Raw genomic sequence first — 12847 nt, 5'->3', positions numbered from 1 at the left:
CATTTATCCAGGCGGCAGTCGGGCCATCACCTTGATCAAGGGATCGACACCGATCCTACAAAGCGAATTACGCAAATTCACCCGCAATCAGTTCCGAGATCTGCGTCGCATTCAGGGCCGCGCCTTTGCGGAGATTGTCCGCACAAACGAAGAACTCCAGGGCCCGCCGGTCGTCGAGCGAGGCCCGCACCCGTCCCACCCACGCCGGGTCCGTGCCGGCCGCGTCCACGGGAGTGGGGAACTCCCCCGCGGCGGGCTCGTCGACCAGGACCACCCCGGGCGCCGCCTCCAGGATCTCCCGCGCGTGCCCGGCGTCCACCTCGCGCTCGAACCGGGCCCGCACCGACAGGGAGTGCCCGGTCAGCACCGGGACCTGTACGCAGGTCACCGCGATCGGCAGGTCCGCGAGGTCGAGGATCCGCCGGGTCTCCGCCCGTACGGCCAGCTCGTGCGAGGACCAGCCGTCCTCGCGCAGCTCACCGGACCAGGGCACCACGTTCAGGGCGAGCGGGGCCGCGAAGGGGCCGGTGTCCTCGCCCACGGCACGGCGCACGTCCCCGGGCTGTTCCCCCAGGGAGGTCCCCGCCACCATCGACATCTGGCGGCGCAGTGTCTCGGTTCCGCCCCGGCCCGCGGCGCTCGCGGCCTGGTACGAGGAGACGACCAGGTCGGCCAGCCCGTACTCGGCGTGCAGCGCGCCCAGCGCGGCGATCATCGAGGCGGTCACGCAGTCCGGGCCCGCCACGATGCCGCGCGGCCGCATCCGTACGGCGTGGCCGTTCACCTCGGGCACCACCAGCGGCACCTCGGGGTCGTCCCGGAAGGCGGGCGACTGGTCCACGGCCACGGCTCCGCGCGTGGTGACGACGGGCGCCCAGCGCGCCGAGACATCGGCCGGGGTCAGGAAGATCACGACGTCGCCCGGTCCGAGGCCGTCGAAGGCGTCCTCGGTGAGGGCGAGCACCTCGATCTCCTCCCCGCGCACGGCCAGCACACGGCCGGCCGAGCGGGGGGAGGCGATCAGGCGGATGTCGCCCCAGACGTCGGCCCGCTGGGACAGGAGCCCGAGCAGGACCGAACCGACCGCTCCGGTCGCCCCGACCACGGCGAGTGCCGGTGCCGGGGTCGACCGGGTCGGCGTCATCGTCCGGTGCCTCCGTAGACGACGGCCTCGTCGCTGTCGGAGTCGAGTCCGAAGGCCGTGTGCACGGCACGGACGGCCTCGTTGACGTCGTCCTGGCGGGTGACGACCGAGATGCGGATCTCCGAGGTGGAGATCAGCTCGATGTTCACGCCCGCGTCGGACAGGGCCTGGAAGAACGAGGCGGTGACGCCCGGGTTGGTCTTCATGCCCGCGCCGACCAGGGAGATCTTGCCGATCTGGTCGTCGTAGCGCAGGGACTCGAAGCCGATCGCGCCCTTCGCCTTCTCCAGGGCGTCGATGGCCTTGTGGCCCTCGGCCTTGGGGAGGGTGAAGGAGATGTCCGTCAGGCCCGTGGAGGCGGCGGACACGTTCTGCACGATCATGTCGATGTTGATCTCGGCGTCCGCGATGGCGCGGAAGATCGCCGCGGCCTCGCCCGGCTTGTCCGGAACGCCTACGACCGTGATCTTGGCTTCGGAGACGTCATGAGCGACTCCGGAGATGATGGCGTGCTCCACCGGCTCGTCCCCTTGCGGATTCTCGTTGCTGACCCACGTGCCCGGCAGTCCGGAGAAGGACGAACGGACGTGGATCGGGATGTCGTAGCGGCGTGCGTACTCGACGCAGCGGTGCAGCAGCACCTTGGACCCGGAGGCCGCCAGCTCCAGCATGTCCTCGGAGGAGATCCAGTCGATCTTTCTGGCCTTCTTCACGACGCGGGGGTCCGCGGTGAAGACGCCGTCGACATCGGTGTAGATCTCGCAGACCTCGGCGTCGAGCGCCGCGGCGAGCGCCACGGCGGTCGTGTCCGAGCCGCCGCGTCCGAGGGTGGTGATGTCCTTGCTGTCCGCCGACACGCCCTGGAAACCGGCGACGATGGCGATGTTGCCCTCGTCCAGCGCGGTGCGGATTCGGCCCGGCGTGACATCGATGATGCGCGCTTTGTTGTGCACCGAGTCGGTGATGACACCTGCCTGGCTGCCCGTGAACGACTGGGCCTCGTGGCCCAGGTTTTTGATCGCCATGGCCAACAGGGCCATGGAGATCCGCTCTCCGGCGGTCAGCAGCATGTCGAATTCGCGGCCGGCAGGCATCGGGGACACCTGCTCGGCGAGATCGATCAGCTCGTCCGTCGTGTCGCCCATCGCGGATACCACGACGACCACCTGGTGGCCGTTCTTCTTGGCATCCACGATTCGCTTGGCGACACGCTTGATGCCTTCGGCATCCGCTACGGAGGAACCTCCGTACTTCTGCACGACAAGGCCCACGTGCGCTCCTCGCTCAGTCCGTCTCATTGCTGGTGCAGTCTAACGAGCGGCCGCGATCCGACCGCTTCGTACCACATCATGAGACTAAACGATCAAAGGATGGGTTCGCTCGCGCTGCGGCTTCGATTGCCGCCCAGACCCAGCGGACCTGCGATTTCCTGGACCATCACGCGCCCCGCCTGCTCCGCGAGATCGTCCTCGGTCAGGTCCTCGTCGGTGTCCAGACCGTCGAGCTCCTCCAGCGGCTGGTCCAGCCGTACGTGGGCCACGAGCGACTGGAGCGCGCGCAGGGTCGCCGAGGCCGTCGAGCCCCAGTTGGAGAAGTACGAGAACTGCCACCACCACAGCGCCTCGGTCGTCCGGCCCGCCCGGTAGTGGGCCAACCCGTGCCGCAGGTCGGCGACCACGTCCGCGAGGTCGTCGGAGATCCGGTGCGCGACCGGGACCTTGCGCGGCTCGTACGGGTCGAAGACCTCGGAGTACACGTCGACCGGGTCCAGCATGTAGGCGAACCGCTCGCGCAGCTCGTCCACGTCCGGCTCCGGTCCGAGGTCCGGCTCGTAGCGCTCGTCGGGCAGGACGTCCTGGTACGCGCCCAGCCGGCCGCCCGCCAGCAGCAGCTGCGAGACCTCCAGGAGGAGGAAGGGCACGGCGCTGTCCGGGTCCTCGCCCTTGGCCACCTCGGTGACCGCGACGATGAAGGACTCGATCTGGTCCGCGATCTGGACGGCGAAGTCGTCCGGGTCCTGACCCAGGGCGTGCAGCGTTGCGTCAGACATCGAGAAGTCGCCTTCCTTCAAAGGCCCGCCCCAGCGTGACCTCGTCCGCGTACTCCAGATCTCCCCCGACGGGGAGCCCGCTGGCCAGGCGGGTGACCTTCAGGCCCATGGGCTTGATCATGCGGGCGAGGTAGGTGGCGGTCGCCTCGCCCTCCAGGTTCGGGTCCGTGGCCAGGATCAGCTCGGTCACGGTGCCGTCCGCCAGGCGCGTGAGCAGCTCACGGATCCGCAGGTCGTCCGGTCCGACGCCCTCGATCGGGCTGATCGCACCGCCGAGGACGTGGTACTTGCCCCGGAACTCGCGGGTCCGCTCGATCGCGACGACGTCCTTCGGCTCCTCCACGACACAGATGACCGTCGTGTCGCGGCGGGGGTCACGGCAGATCCCGCACCGCTCCTCCTGCGCCACGTTCCCGCACACCGCGCAGAAGCGGACCTTGTCCTTCACTTCGAGCAGCGCGTGCGCGAGGCGACGGACGTCGGTGGGCTCCGTCTGCAGGATGTGGAAAGCGATCCGCTGCGCGCTCTTGGGCCCGACGCCGGGCAGCCTGCCCAGTTCGTCGATCAGGTCCTGGACCACGCCTTCGTACAACGGACTGCCTTCTTTCGCTGTGGGGTTTCACGGTCCGGCCGCGGGGGCCGGAAGGGGTCTAGAACGGAAGGCCCGGAATGCCGCTGCCGCCGCCCAGGCCCGCGGTCAGGGGGCCCAGCTTCTCCTGCTGGAGCGCCTGGGCGTTCTCGTTGGCCGCCTGGACCGCCGCGACCACCAGGTCGGCGAGGGTCTCGGTGTCCGAGGGGTCCACGGCCTTCGGGTCGATCACGAGCGCGCGCAGCTCGCCGGAACCGTTGACGGTGGCCTTCACGAGGCCGCCGCCCGCCTGTCCCTCGACCTCGGCCTCGGCCAGGGCCTCCTGGGCCGCGGCGAGGTCCTGCTGCATCTTCTGGGCCTGCTGGAGCAGCTGCTGCATGTCGGGCTGGCCACCACCGGAAATCACAGGGCACTCACTCCACACCTTGGGAACGCTTGGTCAATCCGAGCCTACGTGCTCCCCGCGCGGCGCGCCCTACGCCGTGAGGACCAACTCTTTCGAGTGAGAGACGGGGGGCGCGCGTACCTGATGGAGACCTCCTTGCGAGCGGAAAACCCGGGATTCGTCGTCCATCGCGTGTCATTCGAAGGTAGGAAGAGCATGCGCACCATTGCGCACACGCGCACCACGACACGTCAGCGCAGGCAGAGGGAGTGCCCGGTGAGTCAGCCGGAGATGCAGCCCGAGGGGCCACCCCGGGATCCCGCAGAGGACGGCGACCTGACCGGGCGACCGTTCCCTCTCGGGGACTGGGGCGAGCCCGCCGAGCGGCTCGACGAGCTCTACCGGCGGGTCGAGGCCGATGCCCTGCGCACCGCCGAGTGGTATCTGGCCGACCGGGCGTGGAAGCGGCGGGGGGCCCGGGCGCTGCGGGTGGGCGCCGCCGCGGGAGCCGTGACGGGGGCGGCGATGCCGCTGCTGGAGCTGACGGGCTCGGCGCCGGGCGCGGCCTCGTACGGGTACCTGTGTCTGCTGCTGGCGGCCGCGTGCCTGGCCTGCGACCGGTTCTTCGGTCTGACCTCCGGGTGGATGCGGGACGTCGCCACGGCCCAGGCCGTGCAGCGGCGACTCCAGGCGTTGCAGTTCGACTGGGCCTCGGAGAACGTGCGGGAGGTGCTGGGCCCCACGGAGGGCACGGCGAGCGAGGCGGCGGAGCGGTGCCTGACGGTGCTGCGGCGCTTCTCGGAGGACGTCACGGATCTGGTCCGCTCGGAGACGGCGGACTGGATGGTGGAGTTCCGGGCCGGGCCGGCGCCGCTGGTGATGCAGTCCCTGACCACGTCCCCGGCCCGCACCGACCCGGGCATCCCGGCCGGCAGGTTCCCGCTCCCGCCCGGCACCCGGCCGAACATGCCCCGCCAGCGCCCGCCGGAGCAGCCCCGCTGAGAGCGGGGCCGCCCCGACGGACGGCTCGGATCGGTCGCCGGTCGCCGGTCGCCGGTCGCCGGTCGCCGGTCGCCGGTCGCCGGTCGCCGGTCGCCGGTCGCCGGTCGCCGGTCGCCGGTCAGCTGAAGATGATCATCGAACCCTGGGCCAGGCTGCGCGTCGCCGCCGCGTGCAGTCCCAGCCACACGTGTCTCTCCCGCGCGAACGGACTGTCGTCGTACGGGATCGGCCCGGCGGGCTCCTCCAGGGACGTCGGCCGCCCCGGCGGAGCGGGCGCCGCCGGCGGGTTACCCGGGTCTATCCCGATTGCCGGAGCGACCAGGGCCAGTTCCCGCAGCAGGCCTTGGGCGGACCCCAGCGGGCCGCCCCCGGCCAGGAGTTCCTCGTTGGCCAGCGGAGCCGCGAAGTCCACCGGCACGTACGCGCCCGCGTGGTCGTAGTGCCACACCAGGTGCGACTGCTGCGCCGTCGACTCGAACATCTCCAGGAGCTGCTCGTAGTCACCGCCCAGCTCGTCCACCGGGGTCACCGGCAGTCCACAGATCTGGAGCAGGTACGCCCTCCGCAGGAAGTGCAGGGCGTCGTAGTCGAAACCGGCCACCGGGGCGACATCGCCGGAGAGCCCCGGCATGTACGCGAACACGGGCACGGACGGAAGTCCCGCCGCACCCAACGCCTTGTCGTACGAGGCGATCTCTTCCGCGAAGGGGTTGTCGGGGCTGTGGCACAGCACGTCGACAAGGGGGACCAGCCACAGGTCACAGGCCACTCGGGCTCCGATCAGTCGTTGCCGCCGATTCCGCCAGCGTAGTGCGCCGGACACGCTCAGCGAAGAGGTCCGCAGAACCTGAGGGCGTCCGCCGGCCCCCGAGGCGGCCCGGGCACGGGCTCCGCCCACCCGGCGCGGCTACAGTCCGGCCGCCCAGTCCAGCCCGTGCTGGTTGTACGCGTGCACGATCCGGCGCACCTCCGTCGCGTCCGCGCGCGTGACCGCCTCCACCAGTTCGCGGTGGCCGTCCCACAGGGCGCTGCGCATGTCCGACGCGCCTTGGAGGTGGGGGACGGAGAAGACCCAGCACTGCACGCGTATCCGGTGCAGGAACTCGGATATGTAGGTGTTGCCGACCAGCCCGCTCAACTCCCGCCAGAAGCGCAGGTCGTAGCCGATCAGCACTTCGAGCGAACCGCTCTGCGCGGCCCGTCGGGCCTCTTCGCCCCGGCGTCGCACGGAGACGAGCATCTCGCCCGCCCCCGGGCCGGTGCCGCGTTCGACGAGCCGGCGGAATATCCCGTCCACGATCAGCATCCGGGCCTCGATCATGCCCCGGAAGTCGTCGACGGAGTACGTCCGGACCCGGAACCCCCGGTGTTGCACGGACTCCAACAGCCCCTGCGCCGAGAGGTCGACGAGCGCCTCGCGCACCGGGGTCGCGGAGACCTCGTACTGCTCGGCGATCTGCTTGACCGTGAACTCGGTCCCCGGGGGCAGGCGTCCCGCGAGCACCTCGTCACGCAGCGCGTCCGCGATCTGCCGGCGAAGTGTGTTGCGGGTGACAGCGCCGCTGCCTGGCATAGGGGTCCGTCTCCTCCGTAGAACTTCGGACACCTTAGGCCAGGCAGCGCGGCCGAAACCGAACGGTTTGTGGCCGGTATACGGATATGACGCCCGATATCCGGACGCCCTCCGTCCGCATCCCTACGCGTCGACCGTGTGCCGGTCGGCGACCTCCAGCGCCGCGTCCAGCAGGGCCAGACCCTCCTTGGCCTCGGTTTCCGTGATCGTGCACGGGGGGACGACATGTGTCCGGTTCATGTTGACAAAAGGCCACAGACCGGACGCCTTGCAGGCGGCCGCGAACTCGGCCATCGGCGCGTTGTCCGCACCGGCCGCGTTGTACGGAACCAGCGGCTCCCGCGTCGACTTGTCCCGCACGAGCTCCAGCGCCCAGAACGTGCCCAGCCCCCGGACCTCCCCGACCGAGGGGTGCCGCTCGGCCATCTCGGCGAGCGCCGGGCCGATCACCTGCTCCCCGATCCGGGCGGCGTTCCCGACGACGTCCTCCTCCTCCATCGCGTTGATCGTCGCGACGGCGGCGGCGCAGGCGAGGGGGTGACCGGAGTACGTCAGACCGCCCGGGTAGGGGCGTGTGGCGAAGGTCTCCGCGATCGCGGCCGAGATGGCCACGCCACCGAGCGGCACGTAGCCGCTGTTCACACCCTTGGCGAAGGTGATCAGGTCGGGGGCGACGTCCCAGTGGTCGGCGGCGAACCACTTGCCGGTGCGACCGAAGCCCGACATGACCTCGTCGAGGATGAACACGATGCCGTGGCGGTCGCACAGCTCGCGGACGCCGGCCAGGTAGCCGGGCGGCGGGGTCATGATCCCGGCGGTGCCGGGGACGCTCTCCAGGATGATCGCGGCGATGGTCGCCGGGCCCTCGAAGGCGATGGTGTCGGCGAGGTGGGTCAGGGCGCGGGCGCACTCCTCGGCCTCGGTGGTGGCGTGGAAGGGCGAGCGGTAGAGGAACGGACCCCAGAAGTGCACGACGCCGGCCGCGGCCGTGTCCGAGGGCCAACGGCGCGGGTCGCCGGTGAGGTTGATCGCGGCGGCCGTGGCCCCGTGGTACGAGCGGTAGGTGGACAGCACCTTCTGGCGGCTGGTGTGCAGCCGGGCCATCCGTACGGCGTTCTCGACGGCCTCGGCGCCGCCGTTGGTGAAAAAGATCTTGTCGAGGTCGCCGGGGGTCCGCTCGGCGATGAGGCGTGCGGCCTCGGAGCGGACGTCGACGGCGAAGCCGGGCGCGAGGGTGCAGAGCCGGGCGGCCTGCTCCTGTATCGCGGCGACGACCTTGGGGTGCTGGTGGCCGATGTTGGTGTTCACCAGCTGGGAGGAGAAGTCGAGGAAGCGGTTGCCGTCGTAGTCCCAGAAGTACGACCCCTCGGCCCCGGCAATGGCGAGCGGGTCGATCAGGGCCTGGGCGGACCAGGAGTGGAAGACGTGGGCGCGGTCGGCGGCCTTGACGGAGGCGCCGGTGACATGAGGGGTCATGCGGTCACGCTAAAAGTGCGCAGGTGGGGAGGGATATCGGCGGACTGTATGGGGGTGGGGGCCACCCCTCGGCAGTCTGTCTGCACCGGATCGGATACCCATTGACAGCATGCTGTCGTTGTGACAGGGTTCTGTCGTAGTCAGGGTGGCGGCGCGACGGATCACCCCACCCGCCCACCCGCCCTGGCACACCGCGGGACATCGAGCACCTCGGAACGTCGAGCACCCCGTACCGGCACGCACACCCACACACGGAGGCGAGCACCATGAGCGAGACCCCGCGCAAGCCCGTCCACCTCGCGGTCTACGACACGTACGCGGACTGGGAGACCGGCCACACCACCGCGCACCTCACCCAGCGCGGCCACGAGATCCGCACGGTCGGCGCCACCGCCGAAACGCCGGTCACCACCATGGGCGGCCTCCGTGTCCTGCCCGATCAGGCCCTCGCCGACCTGCGCCCCGAGGACTCCTCCCTGCTCATCCTCACGGGGGCGGCGCTGTGGGACACCGGGGACGACCTGGCGCCGTTCGCCGCGAAGGCCCGCGAGTTCCTGGCGGCCGGGGTCCCGGTCGCGGCGATCTGCGGAGCCACCGCGGGCCTCGCCCGGGCCGGCCTGCTGGACGGGCGCCCGCACACCAGCGCGGCCGCCGAGTACCTGGGGGCGCAGCCCGGGTACGGGGGCGGCGCGGACTACGTCGAGGCCGACGCGGTCACGGACGGCGACCTGATCACGGCAGGCCCGACCGAGCCGGTGGCCTTCGCGCGCGAGGTGTTCGCGCGGCTGGACGTGTACAAGCCCGATGTACTGGACGCCTGGTACCGGCTCTTCCACGACTCGGACGCGAGCGCGTTCCCGGTCCTGATGGCGGCGGCGGAAGCCGGCGATGCCTGAGCGGGAGGCGACGCCGGCGGGCCCCGGGGCGGGGGCGGCGGACGAGGGAGTGGCGGACGAGAGGACCATGGGCGAGGGAGGGACGGGCGAGGGGCTTTCCGGGCGTGCCCGGCAGGACCTGTTGAGCCGCACGGCGCTCGGGGTGTTCCGGCTGAACGGCCAACTCCTCGCCGTCTCGGAGGAACTGGCCCGCCCGGCCGGTTTGACCGCGGCCCGCTGGCAGGTCCTGGGCGCCGTGCTCCGGGAGCCGCTGCCGGTCGCGGGCATCGCCCGGACCATGGGCATCACCCGCCAGAGCGTCCAGCGCGTCGCGGACCTGCTGGCGGCGGGCGGTCTCGCGGAATACGTTCCCAACCCGGCCCACCGGCGGGCGAAGTTGCTGCGTCCGACGGAGGCCGGCCGGGCCGCCATCGCACGCATCGACCCGGGTCACGCCTCCCTGGCCGCCCGACTCGCGGCCGAACTGGGCGAGTCGGCCTTCGCGGAGACGGCCCGCGTCCTGGAACGCCTGGCGGCGGCTCTGGACGCCCTCGGGGATCCGGCGGCCGGGGAGGCCGGGATCGGTGAACCCGCGGAGCGGGATGTCGTGGTCGGGGATGTCGTGGTCACGGATGCCTCGGTCGGGGATGTCGCGCCGGGGGGTGCCGCCGGCCGGTCCTGACCGTGGCCGGCGGCGGGGCCGCACGCCTCGGCCCCGCAAACGGAATCCCGGGACCGGGAACCGCGGAACGCCGCAACCACGGCCCGCCCGGACACCGTCCCTCCCCACGCGGAGCCCACCGCGCCACGCTCGGCCCGTCCGGCCACCCCCCGTGGGAGGGACCACCCGGCATGGAACCACTCGACCCCGCCGACCCCCACCGCATCGGCCCCTACCGGCTGCTCTCCCGGCTCGGCGCCGGCGGCATGGGCCAGGTCTACCTCGCCCGTTCCGACCGCGGCCGCACCGTCGCGGTCAAGCTCGTCCACCCCGAACTCGCCCTCCGCGAGGAGTTCCGCGTCAGGTTCCGGCAGGAGGTCGCCGCCGCCCGCCGTGTCGGCGGCGACTGGACCGCTCCGGTCCTCGACGCCGACACGGAGGCCGAGGTCCCCTGGTTCGCCAGCGGCTACGTAGCCGGTCCCAGCCTGCACCGGGCCGTGACCCGGGACTTCGGGCCGCTGCCGCCGCGTACCGTACGGATCCTCGCGACCGGACTCGCGTACGCCCTCCGGGACATCCACCGCGCCGGACTGATCCACCGCGACCTGAAGCCCTCCAACGTCCTGCTCACGCTGGACGGCCCCCGTGTCATCGACTTCGGCATCGCCCGGGCGCCGCACGACCCGGACGCCCCCGATCAGGGACTCACCCGGCCCGGGGTGCTCGTCGGTTCCCCCGGTTTCATGGCACCCGAACAGGTGCGCGGCGAGCCGGTCAGTTCCGCGATCGACGTGTTCTGCCTGGGTGCGGTGCTGGCGTACGCGGCCACCGGCCGACTGCCCTTCGGGGACACGGAACAGGGCGGCGGCGCGGCCGGGTTACTCCTGCGGGTCGTCGAAGCGGAACCCGACCTGGCCGGCGTGCCCGCCGAACTGCTCGACCTCGTACGGGCCTGCCTGCTCAAGGAGCCGGCCGAGCGGCCGACGTCCGCGGAGGTGTTGGCCCGGGTCGGCGCCGGGGACACCGTGGCCGACGGGCGGGCCTTGGAGCCGTGGCTGCCGACGCCCTTGGTGGCACTGCTCGGCAGGCACGCGGTGGCGCTCCTCGACCGCGAGGACGCGGGCCCGGACCGACCGCCGCCCCCGAGGCCCGCGCACCCGCCGACGTACGGGGCGGGCGAGGGGTCGGTCCAGGCGGCCGGCGAGGGGGCGCGCCACGGGGCGGGCGAGCGGGCGCACGAGGGGGCGGCGGGCTTCGGGGCGGCGCCCGGGCCGGTGCTCCCGCCGACGCGGGGGGCGGTGTACGGAGCGGCGTGCGGGCCGGTACCGGGGCAGCCTCCGGCGCCGCCGCCCAGGCCGCACCGCGCGCCCGGGGCCCGACCGCGCCGCGCCTCGACGGCCTTCCTGACGGCGGTGGCGGCGGTCGTCGCCGTCGCGTCGGGGGCCACGGTCCATACGGTGATGAGCACGGATCCCGGGGCTGTTTCGCCCGTCGCCCGGCCGGTGGCGAGCGGCGCCGACGCCGCGCCGTCCGCAGCCGCCGCCCCGAGGACCGGGACCCCGAAGACCGGCGCCGGTGCGGACACCGGCACCGCCTCGGCCGGACTTTCGGCGGCGCTGCCCGATTCCTACGCCGGCGCCTGGCGGGCGACGTCCGGGACCGCCACCTGGCACCTCACCCTGACCCCCGGCACGGTCGGCGACCCCGTCATGGACCTGCGGGTCGAGGACCCGGGCTACTCCTGTACCTGGCGGGCCACCCTGCTCGGCGGCGGCGACGCGGTGGAACTGGCCGCATCGACCGTCACCTCCGGAGCCCCTCCGACGTGTACCGCCGGCGGTGTCAGCCGGCTCCGGTTGCTGCCCGACGGAAGCCTTCGGCGCGAACTGACGGGGTCCGCGAGTCCCCCTCTCACGTATGACAGGGAGTAGCCCCGGATCATTTGTGTCGAAGTCAATAACCTTGCAGGCAGCGCTTGTTACGTGCGTCAACGCCATCGCAAACTGCCGCACATGGAGCCGTTGAGCGTAGTGGCACGACTGTGGGAGCGGATCGGGGCACGCGACTGGGACGGCGTCGCCGGATTGATCGCCGAGGACGCGGTCATCGAGTGGCCGGTCAGCAGCGAACGCATCGTGGGCCGGGCCAACTTCATCGCCGTCCTGAGCGACGACGCCGACACCGACGAGGGGTCCGTGGAGGTGCTGCGCATCCTCGCCGACGGGGATCTCGTCGTCACCGAGGTGGAGATACCTCAGGACCACGTCGTCTACCGGGCCGTCTCCCTGTGGACCGTCCGAGGCGGCGAGATCGTGGGGGCCAGGGAGTACTGGACCAGCCCCGGACAGGATCCCGCGCCCCGTTGGCGGGCGGGCTACGTGGAACCCCTGGTGGCGGACTGAGTCGTGGGCCGGTGACCGCACCGCGTTCCACGACCGTGTGCCCGCCCGCCTCGCCGCCCGTCTCTTCCTCGCCTCACCGCCCGTCCCGCCCCCGCTTTCCGGTCAGGCCGGTTCCGACGCTTCGGGCTGCCCGGTCCGGCCGAGCAGGCCGTCCAACTCCTCGCCGATCGCGGCCCGCAGCGCGTCGTGGCGGGGCGCCAGCGCGTGGCGGTCGCCGCGCCAGAACTCCTCGTCCTCGTACAGCCAGACGGGCAGTCGGACGATGCCGGCGGCTTCCCAGTCGTAGCGGGGCCAGATGTGGGCGTGGAGATACGGGTCGGTGTTGCCCAGGATCTCGATGTTGACGCGCCGGAAGGCCGGATCGAGGCGGGCACAGGCGCGTTCGACGGCCTCGGCGAACCGCTCCAGGTCGGTGAGGTAGGCGGTCCGGCGTGCCGGAGGCAGGTCCGAGAGCCGGGTCACGGCCGGGTCGTCGGTCAGCAGGACCGAGTATCCGGGCAGGAACTGCCGGTCCCCGATGACCGCGAAGCCGGAGTCGAGGCGGCGGAGCACGGTGGGGTTCTCGCCCCGGTGGGCACTGCCGATGCGGTCCTTGCGCCAGTCGTTGTCGATCATCCCGGGACCCTAACGAACGTGTCGGGTGGGCGGGTGGACGGGTTGCCGGGTGAGCGGGTGGGCGGGGCCTGATCC

The 12847-nt window shown here is 72.0% G+C and carries 13 protein-coding genes and 1 pseudogene; 5 read left to right on the top strand and 9 right to left on the bottom strand.

Going from position 1 to position 12847, the window contains the following annotated elements; translation table 11 throughout:
• Nucleotides 1–67: 67 nt before the first annotated feature.
• From OG906_RS18650 to OG906_RS18630, 5 genes are all read right to left on the bottom strand, one after another.
• The gene (locus OG906_RS18650) at nucleotides 68–1144 is read right to left on the bottom strand and encodes an aspartate-semialdehyde dehydrogenase (RefSeq protein ID WP_329444257.1); all 1077 of its coding nucleotides are present in this window, start codon (nucleotides 1142–1144) and stop codon (nucleotides 68–70) included.
• Nucleotides 1141–2415 carry an aspartate kinase gene (locus OG906_RS18645; protein WP_329444255.1) on the bottom strand — a complete coding sequence of 425 codons (1275 nt, stop codon included), beginning with the start codon at nucleotides 2413–2415 and terminating at the stop codon, nucleotides 1141–1143. The genes OG906_RS18650 and OG906_RS18645 overlap by 4 nt, the downstream gene beginning before the upstream one ends.
• 92 nt (nucleotides 2416–2507) lie before the next feature.
• Nucleotides 2508–3194: a DUF5063 domain-containing protein gene (locus tag OG906_RS18640; protein ID WP_329444252.1), complete on the bottom strand. Its 687-nt coding sequence runs from the start codon at nucleotides 3192–3194 to the stop codon at nucleotides 2508–2510.
• Nucleotides 3187–3786, bottom strand: coding sequence for a recombination mediator RecR (gene recR, locus OG906_RS18635; protein ID WP_267802654.1), 600 nt, complete (start codon nucleotides 3784–3786; stop codon nucleotides 3187–3189). The genes OG906_RS18640 and recR overlap by 8 nt, the downstream gene beginning before the upstream one ends.
• Before the next feature lie 58 nt (nucleotides 3787–3844).
• Nucleotides 3845–4189, bottom strand: coding sequence for a YbaB/EbfC family nucleoid-associated protein (locus tag OG906_RS18630; protein WP_078998671.1), 345 nt, complete (start codon nucleotides 4187–4189; stop codon nucleotides 3845–3847).
• 255 nt (nucleotides 4190–4444) lie between these two features.
• Here OG906_RS18630 and OG906_RS18625 point away from each other — a divergent pair, with 255 nt between their 5' ends.
• Nucleotides 4445–5170, top strand: coding sequence for an SLATT domain-containing protein (locus OG906_RS18625; RefSeq protein ID WP_267802655.1), 726 nt, complete (start codon nucleotides 4445–4447; stop codon nucleotides 5168–5170).
• A gap of 118 nt (nucleotides 5171–5288) precedes the next feature.
• On the opposite strand, the gene OG906_RS18620 is transcribed toward OG906_RS18625, so the two are convergent.
• The 3 genes from OG906_RS18620 to OG906_RS18610 form a co-directional block, all read right to left on the bottom strand.
• Nucleotides 5289–5939 carry a hypothetical protein gene (locus tag OG906_RS18620; protein ID WP_267802656.1) on the bottom strand — a complete coding sequence of 217 codons (651 nt, stop codon included), beginning with the start codon at nucleotides 5937–5939 and terminating at the stop codon, nucleotides 5289–5291.
• A gap of 138 nt (nucleotides 5940–6077) precedes the next feature.
• Nucleotides 6078–6743 carry a GntR family transcriptional regulator gene (locus OG906_RS18615; RefSeq protein WP_329444245.1) on the bottom strand — a complete coding sequence of 222 codons (666 nt, stop codon included), beginning with the start codon at nucleotides 6741–6743 and terminating at the stop codon, nucleotides 6078–6080.
• A 123-nt stretch (nucleotides 6744–6866) separates the two neighbouring features.
• A complete protein-coding gene (locus OG906_RS18610; protein WP_329444243.1) occupies nucleotides 6867–8219 on the bottom strand; it encodes an aspartate aminotransferase family protein in 1353 nt (450 codons plus the stop codon).
• 266 nt (nucleotides 8220–8485) lie between these two features.
• Here OG906_RS18610 and OG906_RS18605 point away from each other — a divergent pair, with 266 nt between their 5' ends.
• From OG906_RS18605 to OG906_RS18590, 4 genes and pseudogenes are all read left to right on the top strand, one after another.
• Nucleotides 8486–9115: a DJ-1/PfpI family protein gene (locus tag OG906_RS18605; RefSeq protein WP_267802659.1), complete on the top strand. Its 630-nt coding sequence runs from the start codon at nucleotides 8486–8488 to the stop codon at nucleotides 9113–9115.
• 67 nt (nucleotides 9116–9182) lie between these two features.
• Nucleotides 9183–9668: pseudogene (locus OG906_RS18600) on the top strand (MarR family winged helix-turn-helix transcriptional regulator); the annotation flags it as partial.
• A 278-nt stretch (nucleotides 9669–9946) separates the two neighbouring features.
• Entirely contained in the window at nucleotides 9947–11686 is a 1740-nt protein-coding gene (locus OG906_RS18595) for a serine/threonine-protein kinase (protein ID WP_329444241.1), read from the top strand.
• Nucleotides 11687–11767: 81 nt separating this feature from the next.
• Nucleotides 11768–12157, top strand: a complete 390-nt coding sequence (locus OG906_RS18590) for a nuclear transport factor 2 family protein (protein WP_329444239.1) — start codon at nucleotides 11768–11770, stop codon at nucleotides 12155–12157.
• 102 nt (nucleotides 12158–12259) lie between these two features.
• Here the strand turns inward: OG906_RS18590 and OG906_RS18585 are convergent, their stop codons facing one another.
• Entirely contained in the window at nucleotides 12260–12772 is a 513-nt protein-coding gene (locus OG906_RS18585) for an HIT family protein (protein ID WP_329444237.1), read from the bottom strand.
• Between the last annotated feature and the right edge of the window lie 75 nt (nucleotides 12773–12847).

Source organism: Streptomyces sp. NBC_01426, assembly GCF_036231985.1.
Taxonomy (GTDB): Bacteria; Actinomycetota; Actinomycetes; order Streptomycetales; family Streptomycetaceae; genus Streptomyces.
The sequence above is the reverse complement of the archived record's forward strand: the minus strand, read 5'-3'. Positions and strand labels throughout refer to the sequence as shown.